This is a genomic window from Streptomyces sp. NPDC016851, assembly GCF_055562795.1.
Genome location: NZ_JBVHEP010000001.1, coordinates 237,835 through 263,580 on the forward strand (window position 1 = coordinate 237,835; position 25,746 = coordinate 263,580).

23 protein-coding genes and 2 pseudogenes are annotated in these 25,746 nt (G+C 70.9%); 18 read left to right on the plus strand and 7 right to left on the minus strand.

The window, feature by feature from the left end; translation table 11 throughout:
• Position 1: 1 nt before the first annotated feature.
• The 3 genes and pseudogenes from ACZ3I3_RS01070 to ACZ3I3_RS01080 form a co-directional block, all read left to right on the plus strand.
• Positions 2-109: pseudogene (locus ACZ3I3_RS01070) on the plus strand (hypothetical protein); the annotation flags it as partial.
• Between the two features lie 214 nt (positions 110-323).
• A pseudogene (locus tag ACZ3I3_RS01075) lies at positions 324-797 on the plus strand (IS5 family transposase); the annotation flags it as partial.
• Positions 798-956: 159 nt separating this feature from the next.
• Positions 957-1,307: an HflX-like GTP-binding protein gene (locus tag ACZ3I3_RS01080; protein WP_467361511.1), complete on the plus strand. Its 351-nt coding sequence runs from the start codon at positions 957-959 to the stop codon at positions 1,305-1,307.
• A 542-nt stretch (positions 1,308-1,849) separates the two neighbouring features.
• Here the strand turns inward: ACZ3I3_RS01080 and ACZ3I3_RS01085 are convergent.
• On the minus strand, positions 1,850-2,653 hold the full coding sequence (locus ACZ3I3_RS01085; protein ID WP_467361512.1) for a transposase: 804 nt from the start codon (positions 2,651-2,653) through the stop codon (positions 1,850-1,852).
• Between the two features lie 339 nt (positions 2,654-2,992).
• On the opposite strand from ACZ3I3_RS01085, the gene ACZ3I3_RS01090 reads away from it, so the two are divergent.
• The gene (locus ACZ3I3_RS01090) at positions 2,993-3,649 is read left to right on the plus strand and encodes a maleylpyruvate isomerase family mycothiol-dependent enzyme (RefSeq protein ID WP_467361514.1); all 657 of its coding nucleotides are present in this window, start codon (positions 2,993-2,995) and stop codon (positions 3,647-3,649) included.
• A gap of 130 nt (positions 3,650-3,779) precedes the next feature.
• Here ACZ3I3_RS01090 and ACZ3I3_RS01095 read toward each other — a convergent pair whose 3' ends face one another.
• Entirely contained in the window at positions 3,780-4,433 is a 654-nt protein-coding gene (locus tag ACZ3I3_RS01095) for a class I SAM-dependent methyltransferase (protein WP_467361516.1), read from the minus strand.
• Between the two features lie 222 nt (positions 4,434-4,655).
• On the opposite strand from ACZ3I3_RS01095, the gene ACZ3I3_RS01100 reads away from it, so the two are divergent.
• The 6 genes from ACZ3I3_RS01100 to ACZ3I3_RS01125 all read left to right on the plus strand — a co-directional run bounded on the left by ACZ3I3_RS01100 (position 4,656) and on the right by ACZ3I3_RS01125 (position 9,523).
• Positions 4,656-5,870: a helix-turn-helix domain-containing protein gene (locus ACZ3I3_RS01100; protein ID WP_467361518.1), complete on the plus strand. Its 1,215-nt coding sequence runs from the start codon at positions 4,656-4,658 to the stop codon at positions 5,868-5,870.
• 124 nt (positions 5,871-5,994) lie between these two features.
• Positions 5,995-6,417, plus strand: a complete 423-nt coding sequence (locus ACZ3I3_RS01105; RefSeq protein ID WP_467361519.1) for an ATP-binding protein — start codon at positions 5,995-5,997, stop codon at positions 6,415-6,417.
• A 262-nt stretch (positions 6,418-6,679) separates the two neighbouring features.
• Positions 6,680-7,597, plus strand: coding sequence for an amidohydrolase family protein (locus ACZ3I3_RS01110; protein WP_467361521.1), 918 nt, complete (start codon positions 6,680-6,682; stop codon positions 7,595-7,597).
• Between the two features lie 14 nt (positions 7,598-7,611).
• A complete protein-coding gene (locus ACZ3I3_RS01115) occupies positions 7,612-8,049 on the plus strand; it encodes a glutaredoxin domain-containing protein (RefSeq protein ID WP_467361523.1) in 438 nt (145 codons plus the stop codon).
• Between the two features lie 31 nt (positions 8,050-8,080).
• Positions 8,081-8,758: a 2-phosphosulfolactate phosphatase gene (locus tag ACZ3I3_RS01120; protein ID WP_467361525.1), complete on the plus strand. Its 678-nt coding sequence runs from the start codon at positions 8,081-8,083 to the stop codon at positions 8,756-8,758.
• Between the two features lie 45 nt (positions 8,759-8,803).
• Entirely contained in the window at positions 8,804-9,523 is a 720-nt protein-coding gene (locus ACZ3I3_RS01125) for a VOC family protein (RefSeq protein ID WP_467361527.1), read from the plus strand.
• On the opposite strand, the gene ACZ3I3_RS01130 is transcribed toward ACZ3I3_RS01125, so the two are convergent.
• The gene (locus ACZ3I3_RS01130; protein WP_467361528.1) at positions 9,514-10,686 is read right to left on the minus strand and encodes an epoxide hydrolase family protein; all 1,173 of its coding nucleotides are present in this window, start codon (positions 10,684-10,686) and stop codon (positions 9,514-9,516) included. The genes ACZ3I3_RS01125 and ACZ3I3_RS01130 overlap by 10 nt on opposite strands.
• 103 nt (positions 10,687-10,789) lie before the next feature.
• Between ACZ3I3_RS01130 and ACZ3I3_RS01135 the strand changes: the two genes are divergently transcribed.
• Entirely contained in the window at positions 10,790-11,365 is a 576-nt protein-coding gene (locus ACZ3I3_RS01135) for a CGNR zinc finger domain-containing protein (protein ID WP_467361530.1), read from the plus strand.
• A 60-nt stretch (positions 11,366-11,425) separates the two neighbouring features.
• Here the strand turns inward: ACZ3I3_RS01135 and ACZ3I3_RS01140 are convergent, their stop codons facing one another.
• Positions 11,426-12,436: a LacI family DNA-binding transcriptional regulator gene (locus tag ACZ3I3_RS01140; RefSeq protein WP_467361968.1), complete on the minus strand. Its 1,011-nt coding sequence runs from the start codon at positions 12,434-12,436 to the stop codon at positions 11,426-11,428.
• Between the two features lie 266 nt (positions 12,437-12,702).
• On the opposite strand from ACZ3I3_RS01140, the gene ACZ3I3_RS01145 reads away from it, so the two are divergent.
• Positions 12,703-14,757 (plus strand): RICIN domain-containing protein, encoded by a 2,055-nt coding sequence (locus ACZ3I3_RS01145; protein WP_467361532.1) that lies wholly within the window; start codon positions 12,703-12,705, stop codon positions 14,755-14,757.
• Between the two features lie 199 nt (positions 14,758-14,956).
• Entirely contained in the window at positions 14,957-16,210 is a 1,254-nt protein-coding gene (locus tag ACZ3I3_RS01150; RefSeq protein WP_467361533.1) for a hypothetical protein, read from the plus strand.
• A gap of 91 nt (positions 16,211-16,301) precedes the next feature.
• Here the strand turns inward: ACZ3I3_RS01150 and ACZ3I3_RS01155 are convergent, their stop codons facing one another.
• Together ACZ3I3_RS01155 and ACZ3I3_RS01160 are read right to left on the minus strand one after the other, a co-directional pair.
• The gene (locus ACZ3I3_RS01155; RefSeq protein WP_467361535.1) at positions 16,302-16,979 is read right to left on the minus strand and encodes a response regulator; all 678 of its coding nucleotides are present in this window, start codon (positions 16,977-16,979) and stop codon (positions 16,302-16,304) included.
• Positions 16,976-18,223 (minus strand): sensor histidine kinase, encoded by a 1,248-nt coding sequence (locus tag ACZ3I3_RS01160; RefSeq protein WP_467361537.1) that lies wholly within the window; start codon positions 18,221-18,223, stop codon positions 16,976-16,978. The genes ACZ3I3_RS01155 and ACZ3I3_RS01160 overlap by 4 nt, the downstream gene beginning before the upstream one ends.
• Positions 18,224-18,396: 173 nt before the next feature.
• Here ACZ3I3_RS01160 and ACZ3I3_RS01165 point away from each other — a divergent pair, with 173 nt between their 5' ends.
• A complete protein-coding gene (locus tag ACZ3I3_RS01165; RefSeq protein WP_467361538.1) occupies positions 18,397-19,677 on the plus strand; it encodes a glycosyltransferase 87 family protein in 1,281 nt (426 codons plus the stop codon).
• A 6-nt stretch (positions 19,678-19,683) separates the two neighbouring features.
• The gene (locus ACZ3I3_RS01170) at positions 19,684-20,655 is read left to right on the plus strand and encodes a glycosyltransferase family 4 protein (RefSeq protein ID WP_467361539.1); all 972 of its coding nucleotides are present in this window, start codon (positions 19,684-19,686) and stop codon (positions 20,653-20,655) included.
• A 20-nt stretch (positions 20,656-20,675) separates the two neighbouring features.
• On the opposite strand, the gene ACZ3I3_RS01175 is transcribed toward ACZ3I3_RS01170, so the two are convergent.
• A complete protein-coding gene (locus tag ACZ3I3_RS01175) occupies positions 20,676-21,296 on the minus strand; it encodes a TetR/AcrR family transcriptional regulator (protein ID WP_467361541.1) in 621 nt (206 codons plus the stop codon).
• A gap of 158 nt (positions 21,297-21,454) precedes the next feature.
• Here ACZ3I3_RS01175 and ACZ3I3_RS01180 point away from each other — a divergent pair, with 158 nt between their 5' ends.
• Genes ACZ3I3_RS01180 through ACZ3I3_RS01190 form a run of 3 tightly spaced genes read left to right on the plus strand, consistent with a single transcriptional unit; the run spans position 21,455 to position 25,698 of the window.
• On the plus strand, positions 21,455-22,225 hold the full coding sequence (locus ACZ3I3_RS01180; protein ID WP_467361543.1) for an SDR family NAD(P)-dependent oxidoreductase: 771 nt from the start codon (positions 21,455-21,457) through the stop codon (positions 22,223-22,225).
• Between the two features lie 54 nt (positions 22,226-22,279).
• On the plus strand, positions 22,280-24,085 hold the full coding sequence (locus tag ACZ3I3_RS01185; protein ID WP_467361545.1) for a flavin-containing monooxygenase: 1,806 nt from the start codon (positions 22,280-22,282) through the stop codon (positions 24,083-24,085).
• Between the two features lie 32 nt (positions 24,086-24,117).
• Positions 24,118-25,698 (plus strand): SMP-30/gluconolactonase/LRE family protein, encoded by a 1,581-nt coding sequence (locus tag ACZ3I3_RS01190; RefSeq protein WP_467361547.1) that lies wholly within the window; start codon positions 24,118-24,120, stop codon positions 25,696-25,698.
• Positions 25,699-25,746: the final 48 nt, after the last annotated feature.

The following is a 25,746-nucleotide window of genomic DNA, read 5'->3' on the forward strand; positions in this document are numbered from 1 at the left end:
GGTGTGTTGTCTGGTCCAAGCGGCAGCTGATCAACGGCATACGCTGGCGGACCGGACCGGTGCGCCCTGGCGCGACGTCCCGGCCCGATACGGTGAGTGGGAGACCGTTTACGGTCTCTTCCGGCGCTGGCAACGTGACGGAACCTGGAGCAGGATCCTCACCCACTTGCAGGCCGAGGCCGACGCGAAAGGACTGTTCACCTGGGATGTGAGCGTGGACTCCACCATCGTGCGGCCCATCAACACGCTGCAGGTGCGCGTAAAAAGGGGACCTGCAGTAGGACAAACCCGGCGGAGTCGCAGTCGAGCTCGCAGACCACGGACTCGGGCACTCACGTGGTGGACTGACCACAAAGGTGCACCTGGCGGTCGAGCACGCACAGAAGCCACTCTCTTTCCGGGTCACCGCCGGCCAGCGGCACGACAGCCCCGAGTTCCAGGCAGTCCTGGAGCGCATCCGGATACCCCGCGTAGGCGTCGGCAGGCCGCGCCGCCGACCGGACCGGGTGCGAGCGGACAAGGCCTATGGCTCCCGAGCCAACCGCGACTACCTGCGCCGACGTGGGATCCGCTGCACGATCCCGGAGAAGTCCGACCAGATCCGCAATCGCAAGAAGCTGGGCGCCCGCGGCGGGCGTCCGCCGAAGCTCGACAAGACCGACTACCGCGAACGCCACGCGGTCGAGTGCGGGATCAACCGCCTCAAGCGCCATCGAGCGGTGGCAACGAGATACGACAAGCTCGCCGTCCGCTACGAGGCCACCGTCACCATCGTCGTCATGAACGAGTGGCTCTGATCTCGCTCGCCAACCTCGGTCAGCGAGAAACGCGGTATCGCTCCAGGTGGCCAGGCATCTATCCTCTGGTCCGTGCATCAGCCCCGAAGTCGCGACCGGCGCCTGGCCCGCCGCGTTCCGCCGGAGCCAACCCGGCGCCATGCGTCTCGGCACACGGCCATGGGCGCTGATGTAGTCCTGGTTGGCTATTTCTCCGCGAAGCAGAAGGACTTCGAAACGCTCATGGCGTCAGCAGCCACAGAACTGGCAGCGCGCGGCGCTCGGGTCGTCGTGCAGATTGTGCAGCGCCGAGGCGTCTCGGACGGCGGAGTCCAGAAAATGGGCCTGCCCTACTCCTCGCGGACCCTGCTGAGCTATGGAAAAGTCCGTGAAGTAGCTCAGGCCTGCGACCAGGCCAACGCCGACGCAGTGATCTTCGTTGCCTCCTTGACCGCGCGCCAGAAGCGCACGCTGGCAGCCATGTTTGGCCGCCCCGCTGTGAGTCTTTCCGACATCCTCGCCGCCGACTGACCACTCACTCGAAGCGGGCTTCTGAAACACGCCCTAAGCTTGTTCTTTAACCTTTCAACCGTTGCAGGGCGGTAACGGTCTTCTCGCGACGGACGGTTTTGCCCACGTCATAGCGGGGTGCCCGGTGCTTATTCGGGGTGCCGGGCGGTCGCCCGGGGCCGGGCCGGTGTGGTTTTGGTGCTCTGGCGGGGCAGGGCATGTGCTGGCGGAGGTTCCGAAACGTGCGGCGGATCCGCGCGGGAGTGAGCCGGTGTGGTGCGGTCGGCTTCTCCCACGGGTGTCGCAGATCGAGAGTGATCAGGCGGGCGAGTCTGAGCTGGGTGTAGGCGGCGGTGATCAGCCACGTCCACCGGTCGGCCGCCTCGGGTTCTCGCAGCCGGGGCCGCGTCCAGCCCAGCGTCTGCTTGAACAGGCGGAACGTGTGTTCCAGATCGAAGCGTCGCAGGAATGTCTGCCAGGCCCGGTTGACGTCCCCGTCGTCGGTGCCGGTCTTCGAGGACCACAACCACACCGCCGGGGCCGCCCGATCCTTCGACAGGTGCTCAACCTCCAGCCGGATCAGCGTGCCCTCGACCAGCGGGAGTTCGCCCTCGTGATCCAGCCAGGCGGCTCGATGGGTCAGACGCGGGTGGACCCGGTCCCACGCCTGCGCAGTCGCCTTGCTGTAGTTCGCGGTGGCGGTGCGGGTGGTGACGGCGGGCTCGGGCCAGGTCTCGGGCTTGGTGAAGCGGAACTCCGGGCCGTGCTTCGGAGGGGCGGCCGCCCTTCGGGTCGTAGACGCGCGGCGGCTTCGGCAGCCGCATCACACGGTCACCGCGAACACGGCCGACCAGCTCAACGGGCAGATCCCGCAACACCCAGGCCGGACGGGTCACGTCGTAGCCGGCGTCCGCCACGATGACGATGTCCGGTTCACCCGGCGCCCACTGCCTCGCCGCGACGAGCCGTTCGACAACGCCGCGGAGCTGGGCGGCGGTAACCGCGGTGGCGTCATCGGCCGGTCCCAGACGGACCGCGTCCAGGATCTGCGTCCACGAGGTGGCGCCCATCTCCAGCACGGCGACGAACGAGTACGGCCAGCCGGGGATGAACTGCGAGGCCGTCTTCGCCCGCCCGTAGACGTGGCAGAACAGGCGGTCCGGCGAGCACGGCGCGTCCGACCGCAGCCACGGCGACACATCGACGGCCAGGACCAGGCGCCCGTCCGGGAAGCGGGGCAGCGACAGGCCAGCCAGCGACGACCGCAGCCGGTCGGTGTCAATCCGGCCCCGGTTGAGGCCGTCGTACATCGCACCGTGTCCACGGCGGTGTTCGGGCAGGAGCGTCAGCTCGACTGCCGAGCGCATCGCGCCGGGCGCTTACAGCACCGCGTCCGCCAGCTCGAAGAGCTCAACCACGTCCGGTCAGACACGCGTATAAAACGTCCCGGAAGCGTGACGCTTCTCCTACCGCAGTTTCAGGCAGCAGACCCACCCTCACGACCTTCGTCTCGCTCAGCGCACTTTGATCGAGGTACATGATCAAACGAAGGCCGCCTCAGGTCAGGAGAATGCCCAGGTGAGCGGCTTAGTTCGAGGCCGTTTCGACACGGGAAGGTCGAACAGGCCGCGCTACGCGGGTGCAGTCGATGAGTTTGGGCGGCGATAGGAGTCTGATGCAGGACACCGATCTCTGGAGGCTGCCCTATGGCTGAACCACACGCTTTGGAAACTCGAAAAGCTCTGGAACGGGCGATCCACGTCGAGCGGTTGGCGCTCGCTCAAGACCTCGCCGAGCTCAGCGAGGCCCAATGGGCGAAAGCATCACTGTGCGAACGCTGGACCGTGGAGCAGGTCGTAGCCCACCTGACGGCAGGTGCCAGCACGAGGATGTGGCGCTGGCTGCTGAGCATGCTGGCCGCACGGTTCAACCCCGATCTGCACAACGACCGACGGCTCGCAAAGCACCGCGGTGCTACACCTGAAGAGACCTTGCGGCGATTTCGCGCAATTGTCGCCGGGCCCGCCGGGCCGACAGGACATACGGCGGCCTGGCTGGGCGAAATAGTCGTCCACAGCGAGGACATCCGTCGGCCATTGGGTCTTGTGCGTACACCCCCGGTGGCCACCACGACTGCCGTGGCCCGGTTCTTCGCCAGCCGCGATTTCACCGTCGCGAGCAAGACTGCAATCGCGGGCTTGCGGCTCGAGGCCACAGACGGACCGTTCACCACCGGCTCGGGGGATCTGCTCCGGGGGCCGACCCTCTCGCTGGTGATGGGGATGGCAGGCCGCGCAGTGGCCTGCGAGGACTTTGAAGGGGACGGTGCGGCAGTCCTGCGTGCCCGACTGCGCTCAGGTTAAAGAACAAGCTAAGTGTCGTGACCGAAACGATCACCGGAGTGGTGTTGATCGTCCTTGCGCCGATTGGATGTGACACATCCGTTCGGGGCGGGAGGCGGCACGAGCGGCCTCGCCGCAGGAACAAGCCCGGTCAGGGCCTTTCGGGCTTGCGGGCCAGGAGGCAGGCGTGCGGTCTCCTCATCCGCCCGCCGGGCTCCTGCTCCAGTCTCGCGGTGACAACGAGTCCGGCCTGGACCAGCAGGCCGACCATGCGGTCCAGCGGCAGAAGGTACGACTCGTAGGACACCGGACGGCCATAGCCCTGGGTCGGATGCAGCTGTTCGTCGCCGACATAGTCTCCCCAGAGCAGGTAGCCGCCGGGCGCGAGCGTGCGGTGGAACTCGGCGAACACCGCCGGCAGCCATTGCGGGGGCGTGTGGTGGGTGGAGTACCAGGCCAGGATGCCGCCGAGCTCGCCGTCCCCCATGTCCAGCGAGGTCATCGAGCCCTCGGTGAACCGCAGGTTCGGATAGGCGTGGCGGGCCAGCTCGATCATCTTCGGCGACAGATCGACGCCGAAGGCGGACACCCCCAGCCCGGCCAGGTGCGCCGTCACGCGGCCGGGGCCGCATCCCAGGTCCGCGACCGGCCCCGGACCGGACGTTCGCACGAGTTCGGCGAACCCCGCCAGCATCGCGCGTGACAGCGGGTCCATCTCGGCTGGAGGCGGGACGCGTTCGACGTAGTCGACGGCGACCGTGTCGTACGACTCACGCACGGCGGTCAGAAAGGACGGCTCGGCCATGCGGGCGACCCTAGACCAGGGAACTGACAGCCATGGCGCGACATTATCGACCTGCCTGACACCACCGCTGCGGCCGCCCGGCCGCCTGATCGCCCTCACACCGAAGACTCATGCCCTGCCGCCCGCAGATCGAGTGGCGGAGGCTGCGGGCAGGTCGTACCGGGCCTGCTCCACTCGCGAGATGGCGCTGTTCGCCTCCTCGTCGCGGCGTACGGTGGCAGCGTGGCAAACGAAGACCTGGGGCGGACCCTGCGTCGCTTGCGCCGTCTGGCCTCTTTGACGCAAGAAGAACTGGCCGAACGCTCGGGTGTGTCCGTCGATGTGATCCGCCAGCTCGAACAGGGACGGAAGCACTCGGCATGCCTGCCCACACTGCACGCACTGGCCAACGGTCTCGGAGTGGAACTGACCACGCTCCTGGGTGATCCGCCCGCGGTCTCCTCCACCGGTGAGAACGACGGACCACGCTTCGTGGCCGTGCGCCGCGCCATCATGCCCGTGCTCTGGGGGCCCGCTCCCGAGCCACCAGGACCGGGCTTCTCTTCGGAGCGCCTGCGCGAGCAGATCGCGGACGGCTGGACGCAGTACCACGCCGCCGAGTTCGACACAGTGATGAAGGCCTTGCCGGACCTCATCTCGGACGCCCGCACCGCCACCGCCTCGGGCGACGATGACGACCGCAAGGCCGGGTACGGGGCCCTGGGCAAGGCGCTTCAGCTCGCCGGACACGTCGTCGTGCGGATGGGCAAGACGGACCTCGCCCTGACGAGCCTGGAGCGAGCCATAGACGCTGCCGGGCAGTCCTCCGATCCGCTGCTCGTGCCGATGATCGTCAACTCCACGGCGTGGACCTATCAGCGGCAAGGGCGGCTGGAGGACGCGTTGAACATCGCGCTCCATGCCGCCGCCGACATCGCGGACAACGGACGGACCGGGACGGCCGACGGGCTGAAGGTGTGGGGCGCGTTGACCATGAGCGCCGCCACGTCCGCCGCGCGCAGCGGCGACTACGAGCGCGCGGCGGCGATGATGGAGGCAGCGGAGAAGGAAGCGGCCCGGGTCTCGAAGCTGCCCGATGGTGGCGACAACCGCATGGTGAGCGTCTTCAGCTCGTCGTCGGTCCGTATCGAGCGCGTCCGTCTCGCCGTTCAGTACGGACACCCGCGGGACGCCCTGTCGCTGGCCAAGGGGATGCGACTGAGCAAGGACACCCCACCGTCCTGGCGGACTTGGCTGCTGCTCGACGTGGCCCGGGCCCACACCGACATCGGGGACGCGGCAGGGGCGGTGAAGACCCTGGAGTCCCTCCGCCGTGTGGCGCCGACGTGGATGCAGCACCACACGCTGGCCGTGGCCATCGTGCGCGATCTCTGGGCGCTTCCCAACCACCCGCAGGGCTTGCGTTCATTGGCGGAGTTTCTGGGCGTCGGCGAATAGCGTGGTGAAAGTGGGACGTTGCACCCCTGTCGGCATTCCCGGCTTGTCGCTTGCATAACGGACAGCACCTCGGCGACCGTGCGAACGGCCCCGGGGCTTGGCCGATCCGAGAGAGCAGACCGACATGCCGCAACCTACGACGCAGGCGCGTCCCACCGGCTGTCCCGGGTACAGCGAGATCCTGCCGCGTGAGCCCGAGAGCGCGGGCAGGGCCCGGCGCCTGGTGAGTGTCGCGCTGGCCGCCTGGGGTCTGGACGAGCTGGCCGACGACGGGGCCCTGATCGTTTCCGAGCTGGTGTCCAACACGGTCCGGCACGCGCGATGCCGTTCCATTCGCGTCACGGTCACCAGACCCGAGCCGTCGCGGGTGCGCATCGGGGTCGTGGACAAGTCCAAGCGGTTACCGGAATTACGGGAACCGTGCAGGGGCGACGAGAGCGGGCGCGGCCTCGTGCTCGTCGGAGCGCTGGCGAAGGACTGGGGAACCGATCACCTGCCGTGGGGCAAGCGGGTGTGGGCGGAGCTACACGGAGAGGAACGCGGCTGACCGGCGAGCGGAGTCCCTGGGTGGGCGACTTGGTCCAGGACGAGATCGCCGGCCGGCGCGGCGTCGCCACGGATGTGCGCGGCGGCGCGGTATGGGTGCTGCGGCCGGAGTCCGGCCCGGGGCAGTGGACCTCGCGGCAGCCCGAGCGTCTGACGGTGGTGACGCCCGCGAGGACAGACGGACGTGGCCGTGACGGATCCCTCACCGCTCTCTCGTGCAAGGGAGTGGACCGACCGCCTCGCCCGGGCCGATCGTGGGCGGCATGGATGATCACCCTGTGGCGCCAGCCGACCCTGCCGGTCCGGGTACGGAAGCGGAGGAGGTCCGTCGATTCTGGGGGCGGCTCGGGCTCCCCGGGCTGGTCGACGTGCACACCCACTTCATGCCCGAGCGGGTGCTGCACAAGGTGTGGGAGTACTTCGACGCGCTGGGGCCGATGACCGGCGGGCTGGAGTGGCCGATCACCTACCGGCAGGAGGAGGCCGAACGGGCGGGCATCCTACGGGAGTTCGGCGTGCGGGCCTTCACCGCGATGCTGTATCCGCACAAGCCGGGCATGGCCCGCTGGCTGAACGACTGGGCGGTCGACTTCGCCCGCCGCACCCCCGACTGTCTGCACACCGCGACGCTCTACCCCGAGCCGGGCGTCGAGGCGTACGTCCGGGAGGCCGTCGAGGCGGGCGCGCGGGTCTTCAAGGCACATGTGCAGGTGGGGGCGTACGACCCCGCCGACGACCTTCTCCAGCCGGCCTGGGGGCTGCTGGCCGAGGCCGGGATCCCCGTGGTGATCCACTGCGGCTCCGGACCCGCCCCCGGCAAGCACACCGGCCCCGAGCCGATCGCCCGGGTACTGGCACGGCACCCCCGGCTGCGGCTGGTCGTCGCGCACATGGGGATGCCCGAGTACGAGGAGTTCTTCGCCCTGGCCGAGCGGTACGGGGAGGTGCGGCTGGACACGACCATGGCGTTCACCGACTTCACCGAAAGTTTCATGCCGTTCCCCCGCCGGGCCCTGCCCCGCCTGGCCGCACTCGGCGACCGCGTCCTCCTCGGCTCCGACTTCCCCAACCTCCCCTACCCCTACGTGCACCAGCTCCACGCCCTGGAACGCCTGGACCTCGGAGACGACTGGCTACGGGCGGTGTGCCACGACAACGCGGCGGGGCTGTTCGGGCTGTGAGCGGGTTCCGGAGCATGATGCGTGCCTGGATTCTGCCGATGCTGCTGGTGCTCTGCGGCTCAACCGTCGCGGCCGGCCTCGTCTCGGCGGGCGACGGTGGCGCGGCCACAGCAGTCCTGCTCGTGTTCCTGGTGCTGGCGGGCGTGAACTCACCCCTGGTTTTCCCGAGGTCGATCGGTGCCGTGGAGGCACAGCGCCGCAGCGCGGTCGACGGGCGGCCGGTCGTCTACTGGCGGCCGGGCTGCGCGTACTGCATGCGGCTGCGCATCCGACTGGGTCGCAGCGCCCGCCGGTTGCACTGGGTCGACATCTGGCGGGACCCGGCAGGAGCCACAGCGGTGAGGGCGGCCAACGACGGTGACGAGACGGTGCCGACCGTCGTCGTGGCGGGCCGGCCGCACACCAACCCCGATCCTGAATGGGTGCGGGACCAGCTGCCTTTTTCCCCGTGATCTCAGACGGGCGGGGCGTCAGAATGGCGTGATGGACCATCACTTCGTCGGCATACCCGAGTTGACCGGCGTTCCCCGTGTCGCGGTCGTCATCGACGTCATGCGCGCCTTCACCGTGGCCGCCTGGGCCTTCTCGAGTGGCGTCGAGAGGATCGTCCTGGCTTCATCGGAGAGTGAGGCACTCGCCTTGAAGGAGAGCCACCCGGGCTGGCTGGCGTTGAAGGACGGACCTCCGGCTGCGGGCTTCGACGCGGTGAACTCGCCCGGCCTGCTCAGGTCACGCGACTTCGCCGGTCGCACGCTGGTGCAGAAGACGACGGCGGGCACCGTGGGCGCCCTGGCCGTCGCGGACGCGCCGCTCGTCCTGTGCGCGAGCTTCGTGGTGGCCGGGGCGACCGCGCGGTTCCTGCGGGCCGGGGATTCCTCACCGGTGACGTTCGTGGTCACCGGTGAGGACGGCCAGGCCGACGAGGACCTGGCCTGCGCTGAGTACATCGGTCGATCCATGGGCGGGGGCGAGGTCGAGGCGGCCCCGTATCTCCAGCGCGCGCGCAACTCCCGTGCCGCAGCCGATCTCGCCGGCGGGCGGCGGAGCGGGTACCACCCGGACGATGTCGAACTCTGCCTGGAAGTCGACCGGTTCCCCTTCGCGATGGTGGCTCGGCGGGAGGAGTCTTTGATGGTGCTCCGTCCTCGCGGTGTCGTCTGAGCACCCGATACCCGGCCCCGAGACGACAAGGAGCAGGAGCACAGGATGACGACCCGTCTGGGGTCATTGAACGAGTTCTGCTGGATGGACCTCAAGACCCGCGACTCGGCCGGCACCGCCACCTTCTTCTCGAAGACGCTGGGCTGGCGCTTCGCGGTGGACGAGGCGGACTGGCGCAAGGCCACCAAGATCGCTGTCGACGGCCACCTGATCGGCGGCGTGAGCGACCTGGCGAATCCTGTCTACCCATCGGCGACCCCCGCCCACATCGCCTACTACTTGTCGGTCGACGACGTCGATCGCCGTGCCGAAGCGGCGGTGGCGAACGGTGCTCGCCTCGTCGTGCCTCCCTTCGACGCGGGCGATCAGGGCCGCATGGCGACATTGATCGATCCGCTCGGTGCCGCTTTCTCGCTGTGGCAGCCACAGCACTTCACCGGATGGGCGTTTCCGCCCCACCTGCCGGGCGCTCCCCACCGCATGGTCCTGGCCTGCGACCAGCCCGAAAAGGCCCGGCAGTTTTACGGGGAGACGACCGGCACCCCTCTGAATCACGCCGATTTCATCGCCACACGCGAACCCAGTGCGTCCGCCCCGCAGTGGGAACTCGCGGTCGAGGTCGGTGATCTCGACAGCGTCGTCGCCCGCGCACAGGACCATGGCCACGCCTCGGACACCCGGTGCGGAGAGACCGGTCGTCGTGTGGTGCGGTTGAGCAGCCGGGAAGGACTGACATTCCAGGTTCACAGCCGCGTTCACCGCTGAGCGGCCAGCACTGCCGCGAGGCCCTCCTGCAGATCCTTGACGAAAGACTCGGGAACCTCCAGCGACGGGAAATGCCCCCCGTTCTCGGGCGTGCTCCATCGGACGATCCGCCGGTACCGCTCCTGCGCCCAGGGACGCGGACACTTCTCGACGTCGCGGGGATACATGGTGAGTGCTGACGGGACGTCGACCCGGAGTTCGGGGTCCAGCGAGTTATGGCTTTCGTAGTAGATGCGGGCCGCCGATGCGCCCGTCCGCGTCAGCCAGTACAGGGTGACGTCGTCGAGAACGTGGTCCATGGACATGGTCTCGAACGGGCTGTCTTCGGTGTCCGACCACTCGGCGAACTTGTCGAGGATCCAGGCGAGAAGCCCGACCGGTGAGTCGACGAGCGAGTAGCCGATGGTCTGCGGTCGGCTCGCCTGCTGCTTCGCGTACGCCGCGCGGTGGCTCCAGAAATCGCGGGTTTCCTCGGCCCACTCGCGCTCGACCGCCGTCAGCCCGTCCGTCGTCAACCCGGGCGGTCCCTCCGCGAACGTCGTGTGGATGCCGAGAACGTGCGCCGGGAACCTGCCGCCGAGAACCGTGGTGATATTGCCTCCCCAGTCACCGCCGTGGGCTGCGAACCTGCTGTAACCGAGCCTTCCCATCAGTTCCACCCATGCGGCCGCGATCTTCTCGGTTCCCCACCCGGTGGTGGCCGGCTTGTCGCTGTAACCGAAGCCCGGCAGCGACGGGACCACGACGTGGAACGCCGGCGCGTCCGCGTCCTTCGGGTCTGCCAGCTCGTCCACGACGTCGATGAACCGGACAACGCTGTCCGGCCAACCGTGCGTAAGGATCAGAGGAGTGGCATCCGCGCGCGGGGACCGGCGGTGCAGGAAGTGGATTCCCAGACCATCAATGGTCGTGCGGAACTGGCCGATCTGGTTGAGGCGCTCTTCGAACGACCGCCAGTCGTAGCCGGTGCGCCAGTAGTTCACGACATCCGCGAGGTCGGCGAGCGGAACTCCCTGTTCCCATCGGCGGGGGCCGGGCGCGGCGCCATGGACCGTCTCGGCCTCCGGCAGCCGCGCCGCGGCCAGTCGCGCGCGCAGATCGTCGAGATCGGCCTCGGTCGCGTGGGTTTCACATGCTCGTACGTCGCTGGTTGGGCGGGGCATGAGACCTCCTGGCCATCTCGGAACCGGCTGCGACCCATCGCGAACCGGCTTAGACGGTTCTAGCAGGCCCCCATGCCGGGCTGCAACCGGCTAAGGTGGTTCCATGCGTTCCGGGTTTCCTGAATTCCGCCTCGGCAGCGTGCTGGCGACCAGCTTCACGGGGACTCTGTCGGAGCGTCACGGCGACGCTGTGGAGCGCATTCCCGTGCCGCAGCGACTCGTCGACTGGCTGGCGGTGTACGGCCTCGCCGTGGACTCCTGCACCCCTGCCCAGCTCGACCTCGCTCGGGAACTGAGGGAGTCGATTCACGCCGCCGCGACAGCGGCCGCGCTCCAGGCCCCTCTCCCTGCGTCTGCTGTCCAAGTCATCAATGACCGCAGCGCTCAGGGCCGGGCCGCGGCGATCCTGACGCCCGAGGGAGAGCGGCGATGGCGGCTCAGCTCGGCTTCCCGCGTGGAAGACGCCCTCGGCGTGATCGCCGCCGACGCGATCAGCATCATCGCAGGCGAACGCGACGGAAAACTGGCCTTGTGCGCGTCACCGACCTGCCGGGCCGCCTTCTTCGACACCAGTCAGAGCCGCACCCGTAAGTGGTGTGACATGAACACGTGCGGTAATCGTCAGAAGAAGGCGCGCTTCAACGCCAACCGGCGTCAAAGCACCAGCTCAGATAAGTGATCGTCACCTCGGGGAGGCGGTCGGTCTCAGCGGCCGCTCGGCCTCAGCAGCCGGTCGGCCTCAGCAGCCGCTCGGCCCGTGCGTCCCACATCTAGGCGCCCCAGTGCTCTCCCGCCGTACCAACCGCGTGGGCACCAGCGTCGTCCCGTGCTCCTCCCCGTCCTGCCGCATCTTGCTCAGGACGCCCTCCACGCACAGCCGTCCCACCTCGGCGAAGTCCTGGTGGATGGTGGTGAGGGGCGGGAGGAAGGACGCGGACTCGGGGATGTCGTCGAAGCCGACGACGCTGATGTCGCCGGGGACGCGCAGCCCGCGTTCGTGCAGGGCCCGGAGCAGGCCCAGGGCCATCTGGTCGTTGGCCGTGAACACCGCCGTGCAGTCCGGCTCGTCGGCCAGCCGCAGTCCGGCCCGGTAGCCCGACTCGGCCGACCAGTCGCCCCGGACCAGGGGCGGCGGGACGCGGCCGGCCGCGGTGAGCGTGTCGCGCCAGGCGTTGGCGCGGCGCTGGGCGGCGAAGGAGCCCTCCGGGCCGGCCAGGTGCCACACCGTCTCGTGGCCGAGGTCCAGCAGGTGCCGTACGGCGTCCCGCGCTCCGCCCGCCTGGTCGGTGTCGACCACGGTGTAGCGGTCACCGGCGTCCGAGTCGGCCACCACGACCTGCACACCGGGGGGCAGTGAGACCGTCGCCGCGTCCAGCAGGTGGATCTCCATGATGACGATCACGGCGTCCACGGCGAGCTCGCCCAGGCGGGAGAAGGCGCCGTTCACCTCGTCCTGGGTGGGGACGGCGACGGGCAGCAGCGTGACGGCGTAGCCGTGCCGGGCCGCGGAGGTGGCGATGGCCTCCAGGGTGCGGATGTTGCCCATGGTGGAGAGGGAAAAGGTGATCACGCCGAGGGTGCGGAATTCGCCGCGCTTGAGCGCCCGTGCGGCGCTGTTGGGCCGGTAGCCCAGCTCCCGCATCGCGGCCAGGACCTGCCGGCGGGTGTCCTCCGTGACGCCCGGGAAGCCGTTGGAGACGCGGGAGACCGTCTGGGAGGAGACACCGGCGAGCTGCGCGACATCGGCCATGGAGGCGCCCTGGCGCGGACGGGCCGGACGCCTTCTCGTACGGCTCGTGCCCTGCGGTTCTCTCTCACCGTCCACTGTGCCCACCTGCCCCTCGTGCCCCTCGCAGCGCAGCCGGCGCGATTTTCCGTCCGGAACGACTCCTTGACCCCTGAGATTCGGACAGTGTAGACATCCCGCCAGTGGATGTTTACGTAAACATCGCACACAGGCCCCGATCTCTGTGCCCCGCTGGGACGCGCGGACGCAGAAGAGTTGGAGTACTCGGAATGGCACACCGCACCGGTAAGAGAAGGCTCCTCGGGGCCATCGGCATCACCGCCGTGGCGACCGGAACCATCCTGGCCACCAGCACCCTGCCCGCCGCGACCGCCGAGCCCGCCGCGCAGGCGGCCGGCGTCACCGTCCGACCCGACCCCTCCTACAAGCACGAGAAGTTCGAGGGCTGGGGCACGAGCCTGGTCTGGTTCGCCAACGCCACCGGCGACTACCCGCCCGCAGTGCGCGAGAAGCTCTACAAGCTCCTCTTCGGCGACGAGGGCCTCGCCCTGAACATCGCCCGCTACAACATCGGCGGCGGCAACGCCCCGGACGTCAAGGACTACCTGCGGGCCGGCGGCGCGGTCGAGGGCTGGTGGAAGGCCCCGGCGGGCACCACCCGCGAGGACGTCGACTGGTGGGACGCCGAGGACCCCGCCGACTGGAACAAGAACGCCGACAAGACGCAGCGCTGGTGGGTCGACCGCATCAAGAAGGACATCACCCACTGGGAGACCTTCAGCAACTCCCCGCCCTGGTTCATGACCGAGAGCGGCTACGTCTCCGGCAACTTCGACGCGGGCAAGGACCAGCTGAAGCCGGAGTCGGTCGATGACTTCGCCAAGTACCTGGTGGGCGCGACCGAGCGGCTGGAGAAGGCGCACGGCATCAAGGTCGACACGCTCGACGCGTTCAACGAGCCGAACACCGACTACTGGGGCACCAAGCTCGGCCCCGACGGCGAGCCGACCGGCGGCCGCCAAGAGGGTGCCCACATCGGCCCCGAGCTCCAGCAGAAGGTGCTCCGCGCGCTCGCCCCGGTGCTCAAGAAGTCCAAGTCGGACGCGGAGATCTCCGCGATGGACGAGACGAACCCCGGCACGTTCGCGACCAACTGGAACTCCTACCCCCAGGAGGTCCGCGACCTGGTCGACCAGATGAACGTCCACACCTACGGCACCGGCCAGCGCACCACCGTCCGCGACCTGGCCAAGGCCGCCGACAAGCCGCTGTGGATGAGCGAGGTCGAGGGCGACTGGGGCGACGGCCAGAGCTTCACGGACATGCGGCCCGGCCTCGGCCTTGCCCAGCGCATTGTCGACGACCTGCGCGAACTGGAGCCCAAGGCCTGGGTGTTCTGGCAGCCCGTCGAGGACTACGACAACATGAAGCCGGGCGGCGAGTCCGCCAAGGGCGGCAACTGGGGCGAGATCCAGCTCCCCTTCAGCTGCACCTCCAAGGACACCCTGAAGTCCTGCCCGATCTACACCAACACCAAGTTCGACACGGCCCGCAACTTCACGCACTTCATCAAGCCCGGCGACCGGCTCATCAAGACGAACGACACGTCCAGCACCGCGGCGGTCTCCCGCAAGGGCGACGCGGCGACGGTCGTCCACGTCAACAGCGCGACCGAGTCCCGTGAGGTCACCCTCGACCTGTCGAAGTTCGGCCGGGTCTCCTCGCACGCCACCGTCACCCCGGTGGTGACCAGCGCCGACGGCAAGCTGGCGAAGCAGAAGGCGGTCCGGGTCTCCGGCAAGCAGGCCACGGTCACCGTGCCCGCCCAGTCGGTGACGTCCTTCCTCGTCAAGGGCGTCTCCGGCGTCGCGAAGGACGCGGCCGAGCTGCGCAAGGGCCACACCTACCGGCTGACCGGCGTCCAGAGCGGCAAGGACCTCACGATCGCCGGCAACGGCACGGGCCTGGTCATCAAGAGCGCCAACGCCGCCGACCCCAGCGGTCAGCAGTGGCGGGTGGAGCAGATCCGCGGTACGGACAACCGCAAGCGGTACGTCTTCACCGAGACCGCCTCGGACAAGCGGCTGGCCGTCCGCAACGGCGCCCTGGTCGCCGAGCCTGACGAGGGCCGTCGCGACAAGGCCGCCGAGTGGACCATGTCCTCGACCGGTGACGGCACCTGGACCCTCGTCAACGCCGCCACCGGGCAGCTTCCGGACGTCGGGGGCCAGTCCACGAGCGAGGGCGCCTCGGTCGGCCTCTGGCAGCCGAACTCCGGGTCCAACCAGCGCTGGAAGGTGACGGACGTGACGGACACCCCCTAGCCGCGCACCCGCCCGCTACGACGCCCCCGGGCCTGCCGCACCGCATGGTGACGGCGGGGCCGGGGGCGTCGTGTTCGGGCCTCGTTCCGCTATCGGATGCCGGGCTCGCCCACGGACGGACAGGACGGACAGGGGATGCGGAGGCCGATTCCTGACAGACCCTGCCGAGGCGGACGTTCCGCCCTTACCGTCGAGCGGTATGAGCCGAAGTCGGGTGCTGGCGTATCTGCTCGCAGGCGCGGTGGCCGCGGTGATCGCCGTTCTCGCAGTCACCCAAGGGCCGGCGGGCACCAAGGACACGGGCACACCGGGCACGGGCGGGGACAAGGGGACGGGACCCTTCACCATCGCCGTCGTCACCCGCGACACCGGCCAGGACCGCGGCGCTGCGGCCCGTGTCGCGCTCGCCGAGCTGCGGGACCTGCTGCGCACGAACAAGGCGGAGGGCGCGCTGCCGCTGGAGTTCGTCGGCGTGGCCCCGGGGGACGGCCTTTCGCTCGACACGCTGCGGCGGAAGCATCCGCGGCTCGTGGCGGCCATCGCGGACGACCCCGGCCTGGACGGCATGGACGAACTCAGCGTGCAGGTGCCGGTGGTCGGGACCTGCCGCTGGGAGAACCCGCCCGGTTTCAGTCGCAGCTTCCGGTGGACCGTCGCCCCGGAGATCACCGAAGTGGGCTGGCAGGTGCGGGCCTACCTGGGCAAGAAGCACCGCACGCAGCAGCTGGTCGTCTTCGGCGCCTACGGAACCGACGCCGTCGAGGCGGAGCAGCTGGGGAAGGGCGAGCCCAACCCGGCGTGGGACGGCCCGCGCCCGCCCCCGACGGCGGTGCACATCGACAGGCCGGCCCAGATGTCCGCCCCGGAGCTGCGCTCGGCCCTCTCCAAGGGGCGCGGTGACGCCGTGTATCTCGCCGGCTCGCGCTCCTCTCTCACCGACGACCTGCGCGCCCTGGCCCGCGCCGGCTTCCGCGGCCCCGTGGTGCACGCCCCCGGGTTGCTCAACACCTGTCTGAGGACGGAGCGCGAGGATCCGGGCCAGGTCCCGGACGGCATCACTCTGTACCGCGTCGGCACGGCCGCGCCCGGCGCCGTACGAGCTGAGGACTGCTTCACAGTCGACACGGAACACTGCCCGTATTTCCAGCAGCTGCCCGACGGGCCCGGCGCCCTGGAGGAGTACGAGGCGGCGCAGACGCTGATCCGGGTGTACCGGACCGCGTGGGTCGACGGCCGCGGAACCGTGCCGTCCGACCCGGAGGAGGTGGCCTCGGCGCTCTGGACGAGCCTCAGCGGGCAAATCGTGCGCGGCATTTCGGGCTGGTTCGAGGTGGGCGGTCCGCCCGGGAAAAGCTACACGCTCAGTTTTGGACACGACATATGGCTGGAGCGGTGGGCGGCCGGGAACGGGCGCTGGACCGTCCTCGGCCCCGTCTCCGCCGAGTACATGTAGCGGCGCGCCTCCCACGGGGCGACGCGATCGGCCGGCTCGCACCGGTGCTCGCCGGATCGAGAAGGGGCCGCCGAATCTGTGGCAGGCTCCCTCAGCCACCGTCCCCCGGGGTCACCAGCCCCGCCTCGTACGCCACGATCACCGCCTGCGCCCGGTCGCGGAGTTCCAGCTTCGTGAACAGGCGGTTGATGTGGGTCTTGACCGTGTGGTCGGTGATGGTCAGACGCTCGGCGATGTCCCTGTTGGACAGGCCCTGCGCTATGAGAAGCAGGACCTCCGTCTCGCGGGCGGTGAGGCGGTCGAGGAGGGACGTGGGGGCCGTGACGGGGCGGCGAGGCGCGAACTCGGCGATGAGGCGGCGGGTGATGCCGGGGGCCAGCATGGCGTCACCGGCGGCCACCACCCGCACGGCGTGCAGGAGTTCGGGGAAGGTCGCGTCCTTCAGCAGGAAGCCGCTGGCACCGGCCGCCAGCGCGTCGAAGACGTACTGGTCGAGGTCGAACGTGGTGAGCATCAGCGCCTTGGTGGCACCGTCGGTCTCCCTCAGGATCGTGCGCGCGGCCTGGATGCCGTCCAGTCCGGGCATCCTGATGTCCAGCAGGGCCACGTCCGGCCGGTGGGCCAGGGCGAGGGCGACGGCCTGTTCGCCGTCCTCCGCCTCGGCCACGACGTCGATGTCGTCCTGGGTGGACAGCAGGTTCACGAGCCCCGTGCGGACCACCGCCTGGTCGTCGGCCACGATCGCCCGGATCGGTTGCCCCGCCGTCACTCGTACACACCCTCCGCGAAGCTCTTCGCGCCCGCCCGCACCGGGAGTTCGGCCTCGATCAGGAATCCGCCCCCGGGGCCGGCGGGCCCGCAGGTCAGACGTCCGCCCATCAGGTTGGCACGCTCCCGCATGCCGCTCAACCCGTGCCCACCGGAGCGGAGTTGAGGGTTCCCGGGGTCGGGGCCCGGGCCGTCGTCGGTGATGCGTAGCCGGACCTCGTCCTCGTCGTAGGTGAGACGGATGCCGACCGCGGCGCCCGGGGCGTGCCGGCGGGCGTTGGTCAGGGCCTCCTGGACGATGCGGTAGATCGTGAGTTCCAGGGAGGGCGGAAGCACCGCGGGGCGGGTGCCGGTGGTGTGCAGGGTGACCTCTCCGCCACCCGACCGGTGGGCCTCCAGCAGCGCGCCCAGGGAATCGAGCGTCGGTTGCGGCACGACGGGTGCCGCCTCCTCGGCTCCGGTCTCGTCCGCGCGCAGCACGCTGAGCAATTGGCGCAGTTCGGCCAGGGCCGAGCGCGCCGAGGCGGCGATCTGCTGGAAGCCGTCGCGCGCGGGCGGGGACAGGTCGGGTGTGGTGTACGTGGCGCTCTCCGCCTGGACGGCGATCACGGACACCGAGTGCGCCACGATGTCGTGCAACTCCCGTGCTATGGCCGCCCGTTCCTGGGCGGCGGCGTGCCTGCGCTCCATGGCGATCAGTTCCCGCTGGGCCGCCGCGCGCGCCTGCCGGGACTCCTCCCGGCTGCGGGCGGCGTCCGCGACACCGACCGTCGCCACCACACCCACGGCCAGCACGAACGACTCCGTGAAGTACGACAGCGAGCCGTCGGCGCCGACGGCGGGCGCCCGGCCGCCCAGGTCGTACACGCCCATCGCCACATGGCCCACGTTGACCAGCAGCGAGCCGCCGATCGCGACCGCGACGAGCAGCGCGGGGTGCAGCACGCGGTGACGTGCGAGCGTGTAGAGGCCCATGACGCCCGCCACCGCCGCCGTCATCAGCAGCTCGGGCCGGAACAGGAAGTTCAGCAGCGCCGCCGGCACCACGAGGAGCCCGATGCGGGGCTCGCGTTGCCGCAGAAGCAGGGGGAGCACCACGAAGGGCAGTGTGGCCAGGACCGTCGCCGAGGTGATGCGGGCGTGCAGGGCCTCGGCCGCGGCCAGGACGACCAGCAGGACGCCGCTGACGTAGGCGTAGTGGGGGGAGCGCGGCCAGGTGGTGGGGCGCAGGGACGACTGACGCATCCCCGCATTGTCGGCCGCACCGGTCCCGGCCCGCGTCACCGTACGGGTTGATCCGGCTGCCGGACGAGTACCAGGGGTTGACTCCCAGGATCGGTGCCCGGTGTGACGCTTCCCGTCCGCCCCTTGCCAAGACTTGCCGGCAGGAAGGTCGGCAGTGGAGAAGGGGGAGCGGGATGACACGCACCGGGTCACCGGTCCGCCCGGCGGTGGCCCTTTCCGGCCCCGTCGCCGTCTCCCTTCCGCCGTCCCGGCGGAACACCGGCCGCCGCTGGGAGCCCCGGTGCTGGGCCGCCTGTGCCGTCTTCGCACTGCTGCTGTGTCTGCGGACGACGCTCGCCCCGCACCAGGTGTGGGGTGCCTGCGCCACCGCTGGATACGGTCTCGCCGCGCTCGTCGCCCGGCTGTCCGCGCGGCCCTGGGGCACGGCGAGCGCGGCGGTGGCAGCCGTCGGATCCGTCCTGGTGCCGCTGACGCTCCTGATCGCCGACGGGGCACGGCAGTTGGAGGTCACGGTCGTCGAACGGTCAGGCCGGCTGCTGCTGGACTCCGGCACGCCGTACGTCCCGGGCCCGGCCGGACTGCGGGACTACAACCCGTACCTGCCCGGCATGGCGCTCTTCGGGCTGCCCCGGGCCGTCCTCGGTGACGTCCCGCTCGCGGACGCCCGGCTGTGGTTCGCGCTGGTGTCACTCGGGGCCATGGGGGTGTCCGCCGTGCCGGGCAGGGGCTCCCGGTCGTCTCGGCACGGCATCGCGCGGCCCCTCCTCTGGTTCGCCGCCACCCCGGCCGTCGCCCTCCCGCTCGCCGTCGGTGGTGTCGACCTGCCCGTCATCGCGCTGATGTGTCTCGCGCTCGCCCTCGCGGGGCGGGGCGGCCCCGTCGCCGCCGGGCTCGCGCTCGGCGCCGCCGCGTCGCTGAAGTGGACGGCCTGGCCGGTGCTGCCCGTCGGGCTGGCCCTGCTCGCGGTGACCGCCGGGCGGCGGGCCGCCGTACGGGCCGGTGTCACGGCCGTCGCTCTCGCCGTGCTCGCGGTGCTGCCGGTCGCGTTCGCCGACCCGCGGGCGTTCGCCGAGCATGTGCTGCTCTTCCCGCTCGGCGAGGGAGGCACCGGCTCCCCGGCGGCCAGTCCGCTGCCCGGGTACCTGCTGGCGACGTACGTGCCGGGGGGCTTCGCCCTCGCCGTGACGGCGCTCGCGCTGAGCGCGGCGGCGGTGGCAGCGTCCCTCGTGACGTGCCCGCCGCGCAGCACCGTCGCCGCCGCCGACCGGCTCGCGCTGGGCCTCGGGATCGCCATGTGCCTGATCCCCGCCACCCGCTTCGGGTACGTCGTCTACCCGCTGGTGCTGCTCGGCTGGTTCCGGCTCGGACCGGCGGGCCGGCGGTGGCCCGTGACCGGGTCACCGAGGCGCACCGCACCCACCCACCCGCTCACCGCGAAGCCGCCGGAGGATTGACCGACCATGCCGCGCACGCTCGTCGTCACCAACGACTTCCCGCCCCGGCAGGGTGGCATCGAGACCTTCGTACACGCCATGACGGTCCGCTTCCCGCCCGGCCGGGTCGCCGTCTACACCTCCGGCACGCCGGGCGACCGGGCCCACGACGCCCGGCTGCCGTTCCCCGTGGTCCGGGACCGCAGCCCTGTGCTGCTGCCGACCCGGCGGGTCACGGCCCGGGCGGTGGAGCTGGCCCGCCGGTTCGACTGCGACAGCGTCTGGTTCGGGGCCGCGGCCCCGCTCGGTCTGATGGCGGGCGAGCTGCGGCGCCGTACACAGGTGCGGCGGCTGGTCGCCACGACGCACGGGCACGAGGTGTGGTGGGCGCGCACGCCCGGGGCCCGCGCGCTGCTGCGCCGCATCGGCGCCGGGGTGGACAGCGTCACGTATCTCGGCTCGTACACCCGGGCCCGGATCGCGGCCGCCGTCGGACCGGATGCGGCGGCGCGGATGCGGCGGCTGGTGCCGGGCGTCGACGCCGACGTCTTCCACGGCTCCGAGGCGGCGGCGGCCCGGGTGCGGGAGCGGTACGGCCTGGGTGAGCGGCCGGTCGTGCTGTGTGCGGCGCGGCTCGTCCCGCGCAAAGGACAGGACGCACTGATACGGGCTTTGCGCCTGGTGCGCCGCAGCGTGCCCGGCGCGGTGCTGCTGCTGGTGGGGGACGGGCCGCACGCCCGGGCCCTGCGCCGGCTCGCGGACGCCGAGGGACTGGCCGGGGCGGTGGTCTTCGCGGGCGGGCACCCGCACGAGGAGATGCCCGGCTTCTACGCCGCCGCGCAGGTGTTCGCGATGCCGTGCCGGACCCGCAGGGCGGGCATGGAGGTGGAGGGCCTCGGGATCGTGTTCCTGGAGGCGGCCGCCGCCGGACTGCCGGTCGTCGACCGGACGGGCAGGGGCGGTCCGTCGCGCCGAAGCCGGTCCTCCTCACGCTCCTGAGCGGCCCGGCCTCCGAGCCCTCAGCCCCGCTCGACCACGTCGATCATCCGCAGCGCGCGCGTGACCGTCTGCGCGAACGACGGCCCCGCCGGCCCGTCCGACCGCAGGGCCCAGTCCTCCACCGCGATGCGCATCGCGGTGTTCAGCACGCCCGCCTCCACCCGGACCGCGAGATCGCCGGCCGGCCGGCCCGTCCGCTCGGCGATCATCGCGGCGAACGCGGCCTCCGCGTCGTAGTGCGCCTCCAGCCACACCGCACGCAGTCCGGGCTCGTCACGGGACAGCCGCAGCAGGTCGCGCAGGGCCCGCACGCGCGGTGAGGTCTCGTCGTCGAACCGGATGCTCAGGATCGCCTCGGCGAGCGAGGCGTGATCGCCCCCGCACTCCCGCAGATGTTCCGTCAGCAGCTCGAGGCCGGTGGTGAGCAGGGGGCGTACGCACTCCTCCTTGGAGCGGAAGTACCGCCACAGCGTGCGCGTCGACACCCCCGCCGCCGAGGCGATGTCCTCCGCCGTGACCGCCGCCACGCCCTTGACGGCGAAGAGCCGGACCGCCTCCTCGGCGATCTCCATACGCGTCTCGGCGCGTCGCCGCTCCGTCAGGGGTGGCCGCCCCGTGGCCCCACCCGATCGTCCGGCCATGCGTCCTCCTCGACTTGCCGCGCCCACCCTATTTTACGTCGCGCCATGTCTGCCTGGCGTGAAATGACCTCTTGGCACGTCGCGTCTTTATGTCGCACTGAGACAAAAACCAGTACTGTGCCCGCACGCCGGGCCAACGCGACGAGCAGAGGAGCGCCATGGGTGCCACGGGTCTGTCAGGCAAGAGCGTCATCGTCACCGGAGCCGCCTCCGGCATCGGCCGCGCCACCGCCCTGCTGTTCGCGGCGGAGGGTGCGCGGGTCGTGGTCGCCGACCTGAACGCGGAGGGCGCCAAGAGCGTCGTCGGGGCCATCGAGTCCGCCGGGGGCACGGCCGTCGCCGTCACGGGCGACCTGAGCGACAGCGCCGTCGTCGACGCGGTCGTGGCCGCCGCGGTCGGCACGTTCGGCGGCATCGACGTACTGGTCAACAACGCCGGCGTCATGGACAGCATGTCCGCCGCGGCGGACGTCACCGACGCCGAGTGGGAACGGGTCCTGCGGATCAACCTCACCGCGCCGTTCCTGCTCACCCGGGCCGCCCTGCCGCACATGATCGCGGCGGGTGGCGGCGCCATCGTCAACACCGCGTCCGAGGCGGCGCTGCGCGGCAGCGCGGCCGGCACGGCCTACACCGCCTCCAAGCACGGCGTCCTCGGGCTCACCCGCTCCCTCGCGGTGATGTACCGCGACCAGGGCATCCGCACCAACGCCATAGCCCCGGGCGGCACGGCCACCGACATCACCGCCGACATTCACATCGACCGGGAGGCACATGGCCCGTCCGTCGTCGGACGGCACTTCGTCAACATGGGCCGCCTCTGCGCACCGGAGGAGCAGGCCGCCGCCATCGTCTATCTCGCCTCCGACTCGGCGAGCAGCGTCAACGGCGTCGTCCTGCCGGTGGACAACGCCTGGGCCGCGGTCTGACCCCAACCGACCTCCCCGTACCGCGCCCCGTACCGCGAGAGGAAGAGGACACGCATGTCCACCCCCCACACCCCCGTGCCGGCCCTGGACTTCGACCCGGACGCCCTGCGCGAGCGCTACCGGGCCGAGCGCGAGCGGCGGATCCGCCCGGACGGCAACCGCCAGTACCGGCGCACCACCGGCGAGTTCGGCCACTTCGACGAAGACCCGTACGCCGAGCCCGGATTCACCCGGGAGCCCCTGCACGACCACGTCGACGTGGTGGTCGTCGGCGGCGGTTTCGGCGGCCTGCTGACCGGTGCCCGGCTGCGCCAGGCGGGCCTGGAGAGCGTCCGGATCATCGAGAAGGGCGCCGACTTCGGCGGCACCTGGTACTGGAACCGGTACCCGGGCATCCACTGCGACATCGAGTCGTACGTCTACATGCCGCTGCTGGAGGAGCTCGGCTACGTCCCGAAGTGGAAGTACGCGCCGGGCGAGGAGATCCGGCAGCACGCGCAGGCGATCGCCCGGCACTTCGGCCTCTACCGCGACGCCTGCTTCCGGACCCAGGTGAGCGAACTGCGCTGGGACGAGGGCGAGTCCGCCTGGATCGTCACCACCGACCGCGGCGACCGCATGACCGCACGGCACGTCGTCGCGGCCACCGGGCTGCTCAGCCAGCCCAAACTGCCCGGGATCGAAGGCATCGAGACCTTCAAGGGCCACATGTTCCACACCAGCCGCTGGGACTACGACTACACCGGCGGCGACGCGAACGGCGGACTGCACAAGCTCGCCGACAAACGCGTCGCCCTCATCGGCACCGGCGCCACCGCCATCCAGGTCGTGCCGCACCTGGGCCGGGACGCCCAGCACCTGTACGTCTTCCAGCGCACCCCGTCCTCCGTGGACGTGCGCGGACAGCGTCCCACCGACCCCGAGTGGGCCGGCTCGCTGGAGCCCGGCTGGGCGCGGCGGCGCCGGGACAACTTCCTCGCGGTCGTCACGGGCGCCGGGGCCGACGAGGACCTGGTGGCCGACGGCTGGACCAGCACCGCCCGGCTCCAGCAGAAGCTCATCCCCACCGACGGCTTCACCGGCCTCACGCCCGAGGAGCGCGAACGCCTGGAGGAGATCGCCGACTTCCAGAAGATGAACGAACTGCGGGCCCGGGTGGACGCGATCGTCGCGGACCCGGCGACCGCCGAGAAGCTCAAGCCCTGGTACCGCTACATGTGCAAGCGGCCCACGTTCAGCGACGGTTACCTAGAGACCTTCAACCGGCCCAACGTCACTCTGGTGGACACGTCCGACGACGGGGGCGTGGAGCGCGTCACCGAGCGGGCCGTGGTGGTCGGCGGGGTGGAGTACGAGGTCGACTGCGTCATCTTCGGCACCGGCTTCGAGGTCGGCGTCTCGGGCCTGCTGTCCGGGCGGCTCCCCGCGTACGGCAGGGACGGCGTCGCCCTGCTGGACGCCTGGCGGCAGACCGGTCCGAGGACCCTGCACGGCTTCTACAGCCGCGGTTTCCCCAACCTGTTCATGCTCGGCTCGGTGCAGTCCGCCAGCTCCGTGAACTACGTGCACGTCCTGGACGAGCAGGCCACGCACGTCGCCGAGGTGATCGCCGAGGCGCGCAGGCGCGGGGCCCGGTGCGTGGAGCCGACGGCGGAGTCGGAGGCCGCCTGGGGAGCCACGATCCGCGCGAAGTCCGTGGACCTGTACAAGTTCCAGTCCGAGTGCACCCCCGGCTACTACAACGCCGAGGGCATGCCGAGACCCCGCAGCGAATCGTACGGCGACGGCCCGATCGCCTTCTACGAGCTGATCCGGCGCTGGCGTGCGGAGGGCGGCATGGACGAGGTGCTGGGCTCGTGACGGGGCGTTCGAGCAGGTACGAGGCGGGTGGCATGCGCAGCACCCGCTGGCAGGCCCGCCGCCTCAACTCGCCCAATCCCCTGTGGGGTTCCAACGGCGTCGCGTTCGGCCCCGACGGGCGGCTCTACGTCGCGCAGTTCCTGGCCGGGCAGATCAGCGCCGTCGACCCGGCCACCGGGGACGTCGAGGTCGTGGTCCCGCCGGACGGCCCGGTCCAGTCGCCCGACGACCTGGCCTTCGGGGCGGACGGGTCGATGTACATCGCCGACCTCGTCCCCGGCCGGGTGTGGCGCCGCAGCCCCGAGGGCGAGTACGGCCTCGTCTCCGACGAGGTGAAGGTGCCCAACGGCATCACGTGCGTCGGCGACCGGCTGTTCGTCAACGAGATGCGGATGAACGGCCGGCTGCTGGAGCTGTTCCCCGAGGGCGGCGACCCGGTCGTCCTGACCGACGGGCTGGCCTTGGGCAACGCCATGCAACTCGGCCCCGACGGCTGCCTCTACTACCCGCACATGGTCAGCAACCAGGTCTGGCGCATCCCCACCGACGGCGGGGTGCCCGAGGTCGTCGCCGAGGACGTGCACGACCCGGTCGCGGTCCGCTTCGACCAGGGCGGCGTCCTGCACGTGCTCTCGCGCGGCCCCGAGGGCATCGTCACCCGCGTCGACCTGCACGGCACGGGCTCCCGCTCGCTGGTCACCAGCGGGGTCACGGGCCTGGACAACGCCGCGTTCGACGGGGAGAACCGCATGTTCGTCTCCAGCTTCGCGAGCGGCGGGATCACGGAGCTCCACCCCGACGGACGCACCCGGCCCGTCGTCCCGCGCGGCCTGGACGGCCCCTACGGCGTGACGATCGACCTCGGCGGCACGGTGTACGCGGCGGACCACTACCGGGTCGCCCGCCCCGAGGAGCCCGACGCCGACGCCTCGGGCGACGTCACCACGGAGATCCTCCAGCCCTTCGCCCACGGCATCACGGCCGACGGCGAAGTCCTGCACACGACCTCGCAGTTCGGCACGGTCCAGACCTACGACCCCGCCACCGGCACCACCCGCACCAGGGCGACCGGCCTGAACCGGCCCCTCGGCATCACGACCCGGCCCGACGGCACCCTGGTCGTCGCCGAGACGGGCGCCGGCCGCGTCCTCGCCATCGACGGGACGGACACGGTCACGGTCCTGGCCGAGGGCCTCGACCACCCCGTGGACGTCACACTCGACGCCGAGGGCCGCTGCTACGTCAGCGATGACCGGCGCGGGGCGGTACTCCGCCTCGACGACGGCGAGCCGGTGGCGGTCGCGGACGCCCTCGGCGCCCCGCAGGGCCTCGCCGTCCACGGCGACGAACTCTTCACCGTGGACACCGCGCACCGCCGGCTCTGGTCGATCTCCCTGACGACGGGCGACACCCGGATCGAGGCGGAAGACCTGGCGGTCGGCACCCCGCCGGAGGCCGCACCGCGCCAGACCCCGGCCCTCTTCGCCCACGGCCTCCCCGGCGTCGCCCCGCGTTTCGCGGGACTCACCGCCGCCCCCGACGGCTCCCTGCTCCTGTCGTCGAACGGGGAGGGCACGGTAGTGCACCTGTCACCGCCGCGAACCGGCACCTGACACGGACCACACGACGTCCGCTCATGAGCGGCGGGGCGCTGAGGCCCG

What these genes read in the sequence shown, in the direction of transcription:
- ACZ3I3_RS01080 (WP_467361511.1), top strand. Translation starts at nt 957, where the DNA reads ATGGGCGCTGATGTAGTCCTGGTTGGCTATTTCTCCGCGAAGCAGAAG.
- ACZ3I3_RS01085 (WP_467361512.1), bottom strand. Translation starts at nt 2,653, where the DNA reads ATGCGCTCGGCAGTCGAGCTGACGCTCCTGCCCGAACACCGCCGTGGA.
- ACZ3I3_RS01090 (WP_467361514.1), top strand. Translation starts at nt 2,993, where the DNA reads ATGGCTGAACCACACGCTTTGGAAACTCGAAAAGCTCTGGAACGGGCG.
- ACZ3I3_RS01095 (WP_467361516.1), bottom strand. Translation starts at nt 4,433, where the DNA reads ATGGCCGAGCCGTCCTTTCTGACCGCCGTGCGTGAGTCGTACGACACG.
- ACZ3I3_RS01105 (WP_467361519.1), top strand. Translation starts at nt 5,995, where the DNA reads ATGCCGCAACCTACGACGCAGGCGCGTCCCACCGGCTGTCCCGGGTAC.
- ACZ3I3_RS01110 (WP_467361521.1), top strand. Translation starts at nt 6,680, where the DNA reads ATGGATGATCACCCTGTGGCGCCAGCCGACCCTGCCGGTCCGGGTACG.
- ACZ3I3_RS01115 (WP_467361523.1), top strand. Translation starts at nt 7,612, where the DNA reads ATGATGCGTGCCTGGATTCTGCCGATGCTGCTGGTGCTCTGCGGCTCA.
- ACZ3I3_RS01120 (WP_467361525.1), top strand. Translation starts at nt 8,081, where the DNA reads ATGGACCATCACTTCGTCGGCATACCCGAGTTGACCGGCGTTCCCCGT.
- ACZ3I3_RS01125 (WP_467361527.1), top strand. Translation starts at nt 8,804, where the DNA reads ATGACGACCCGTCTGGGGTCATTGAACGAGTTCTGCTGGATGGACCTC.
- ACZ3I3_RS01130 (WP_467361528.1), bottom strand. Translation starts at nt 10,686, where the DNA reads ATGCCCCGCCCAACCAGCGACGTACGAGCATGTGAAACCCACGCGACC.
- ACZ3I3_RS01135 (WP_467361530.1), top strand. Translation starts at nt 10,790, where the DNA reads ATGCGTTCCGGGTTTCCTGAATTCCGCCTCGGCAGCGTGCTGGCGACC.
- ACZ3I3_RS01140 (WP_467361968.1), bottom strand. Translation starts at nt 12,436, where the DNA reads ATGGCCGATGTCGCGCAGCTCGCCGGTGTCTCCTCCCAGACGGTCTCC.
- ACZ3I3_RS01145 (WP_467361532.1), top strand. Translation starts at nt 12,703, where the DNA reads ATGGCACACCGCACCGGTAAGAGAAGGCTCCTCGGGGCCATCGGCATC.
- ACZ3I3_RS01150 (WP_467361533.1), top strand. Translation starts at nt 14,957, where the DNA reads ATGAGCCGAAGTCGGGTGCTGGCGTATCTGCTCGCAGGCGCGGTGGCC.
- ACZ3I3_RS01160 (WP_467361537.1), bottom strand. Translation starts at nt 18,223, where the DNA reads ATGCGTCAGTCGTCCCTGCGCCCCACCACCTGGCCGCGCTCCCCCCAC.
- ACZ3I3_RS01165 (WP_467361538.1), top strand. Translation starts at nt 18,397, where the DNA reads ATGACACGCACCGGGTCACCGGTCCGCCCGGCGGTGGCCCTTTCCGGC.
- ACZ3I3_RS01170 (WP_467361539.1), top strand. Translation starts at nt 19,684, where the DNA reads ATGCCGCGCACGCTCGTCGTCACCAACGACTTCCCGCCCCGGCAGGGT.
- ACZ3I3_RS01175 (WP_467361541.1), bottom strand. Translation starts at nt 21,296, where the DNA reads ATGGCCGGACGATCGGGTGGGGCCACGGGGCGGCCACCCCTGACGGAG.
- ACZ3I3_RS01180 (WP_467361543.1), top strand. Translation starts at nt 21,455, where the DNA reads ATGGGTGCCACGGGTCTGTCAGGCAAGAGCGTCATCGTCACCGGAGCC.
- ACZ3I3_RS01185 (WP_467361545.1), top strand. Translation starts at nt 22,280, where the DNA reads ATGTCCACCCCCCACACCCCCGTGCCGGCCCTGGACTTCGACCCGGAC.
- ACZ3I3_RS01190 (WP_467361547.1), top strand. Translation starts at nt 24,118, where the DNA reads ATGCGCAGCACCCGCTGGCAGGCCCGCCGCCTCAACTCGCCCAATCCC.